Here is a 2,374-nt window from a genome sequence, read left to right on the forward strand (position 1 = left end):
AAATAGACGCAGCGGAGGCACTCGGCCTGCTCAAACGCCCGCTGCCGCCAACGATTGATCTTCCCCAAGAACAACATCGCCACGAATAAGAGCGGCTAACCGGTCACCGCCCGTCCCACCGAACTTCGCGGCTGCTGCGACCGGCCAGAAACCGTCCGATACCTCTCTCTTTTCCGGAACGCAGATACCAATGTTGTGTGCGCAACACAATTACGCAGTCCATCCGTGCAAGTCTTCAGCGATGCTGAGCGCAACATGACAATTTTCGCTGTTTTACTGGCCTGAGCCAGGAATAGGCAGTATTCCCGGCTGGAGTGCAATCGTTGCGTTGCGCCTCGACAGCACCGGCAAGGACAATTCGGATGATGACCTCGACGAGGTTTGCGGTGGCCATACACATCCTGGCAGGCATTGCCCTTCACGACGGCGAGGCCGTGCGATCGGAAGATCTGGCACGCAGCATCAACACCAATGCCTCGGTCGTGCGCCGGATTGTGGGCCTACTTGCGGACGCAGGCATCACGCGCTCGCAGCTGGGCCAGGGCGGGGGATCTCTGCTGGCGCGCTCCGCAGATGCGATCACTCTTCTCGACGTCATGCGCGCAGTGGAGGAACCCGGATTCTTCGCGCTCCACCGAGCCGAGCCGAACCAGCAGTGTTCGCTTGGTCGGAACATCGTTCCCGTCCTCGAAGCGGAATTGGACCGCGTGTCGGCGACGATGGAGGACGCACTGGCGAAGACGACGCTGACCGATATCATCCACAAGGTCGAAGGCCGTGTCGGGAAGCCGTTCACGCCCCAGAACTGGCGCGCTTCCGCCAAGAGTCGAACGAAGATCGCGATCGCCTGAGATCTTATGAACACCCGGCGATCCGGGCGCCCCGTTTCCCCTGCACGCATTAGACCGACCTTGCCGCAGAGGACCTGCACGACGCAGTTTGGCGTAAAGCCGCCCCGCTTCCGCGCCTCGATTACCTGAGACGCCGCCTGCTCGATCCAAGTGCGGATGGCGCACATGGCCGACCAAGTCCGGCCGAAACGCCTCGCAGGTCGGCACTACCGTAATCTCCTATCTGATATGAAGGCAGACAGTCGGCGCCTTTCAAGAGCCGCGAGTGCCCCGGAATCGCGCGCCCGGACGGCATTTGGGCATGAGGCCGAGAGCTTCAGATTGTCGGAAAATGGCTTTGAAACAGTATCTTGTCAGCAACACGTCCAAACCATCCCGGATCTGATCCAGGCCGCTGAATATCCGCGCGCCCTCGCTGGCATAGCAATGATGTCCGGCGGCCCCGCCTCGCTGCTCGACAAGCGGCCTTCCTTTTTGTGCGCACGATGAATACACATCGCGCCAGCCCCTCAAGGCTCAATAGACAGGAGAAGAACGTGAAAGTTGCAGTACTCGGCGCAGGCGGAAAAGCCGGCAAGGAACTGGTCAAGGAACTGCGTCGGCGGGGCCATGAAGTGATCGCGACCGGCCGCAGCGCCAGCAGCCTGCCGTCGGGAGAGGGCATCGAGACCCGCGTCGCCGATCTCACCGACGCCGAAGCGTTGGCCAAGGCGGTGGACGGGGCCGAAGCGGTGATCAGCGCGCTGACCTTCAACGTGACCGCCAACACCATTTTCGAGGGAATGAAGAAGGCAGGCATCGGCCGCCTGATCGTCATCGGTGGTGCATCGAGCCTGCGCATGCCGGACGGCACGCGCATCTACGACACGCCCGGCTATCCCAACGCGCTGGCTCGGATGGTGCTGCCCGGCATCCATCACCTTGACTGGATGAAGCTGGAGCAGGACGTGAACTGGAGCTACTTCTCGCCCGGTCGCATCCTGTTCGAAGGCGAACGCCTGGGCAAGTTCCGCCTCGATACCGACAACCTCATCCTCGACGAGAACGGCGAGAGCAGGATCAGCTATGCCGACGCGGCGATCGCCATGGTCGACGAGCTGGAGCAGAACAAGCATCCGTTCAGCCGCTGGCACGCCAGCTACTGAGCCTCGCGCCGGGGTCGCCTTGCCGATCCCGGCAACCGAGAATCTCGTTCCGGTCGACCGATGTGGTCCATCGGGGCTGAGCCTCGATCTATTCGCGGATGACCGTGTTCCAGTCGCCTTGAAGCGATTGGCGACAGTTGCGTTTGGCCAATCCGCTCGCGCGTGACGGAAGCGCGGCGAGCGGCAGCCCAGCTCAAGCGCGCTTTCGCCGATCCGCGCCAAGATCTCTAGCCGCTCTTATGCACCAAGGGGTGTCTGAGCGGTAGGCGGGAGTAGCGTAAAGCTCTGTTCTGAAGTAAGAAATTGGGTGTCTAAGCCGTCCCTGCTCCGGGACAGAAATTGCCATAGGCTACACCCGCCATGACCGACGTTACCTCA

General features: G+C 61.6%; 2 protein-coding genes. Both read left to right on the forward strand.

The window, feature by feature from the left end; translation table 11 throughout:
• Positions 1-365 precede the first annotated feature (365 nt).
• Entirely contained in the window at positions 366-851 is a 486-nt protein-coding gene (locus B5X69_RS20585) for an Rrf2 family transcriptional regulator (protein ID WP_217699175.1), read from the forward strand.
• Positions 852-1,387: 536 nt separating this feature from the next.
• The gene (locus tag B5X69_RS20590; RefSeq protein WP_176141724.1) at positions 1,388-1,996 is read left to right on the forward strand and encodes an NAD(P)-dependent oxidoreductase; all 609 of its coding nucleotides are present in this window, start codon (positions 1,388-1,390) and stop codon (positions 1,994-1,996) included.
• Positions 1,997-2,374: the final 378 nt, after the last annotated feature.

The organism is Sphingopyxis flava, assembly GCF_900168005.1.
GTDB classification, from domain to species: domain Bacteria; phylum Pseudomonadota; class Alphaproteobacteria; order Sphingomonadales; family Sphingomonadaceae; genus Sphingopyxis; species Sphingopyxis flava.

Bases quoted from the DNA above. Each gene is read 5' to 3' on its own strand.
- B5X69_RS20585 (WP_217699175.1), top strand. From the start codon at position 366: ATGACCTCGACGAGGTTTGCGGTGGCCATACACATCCTGGCAGGCATT.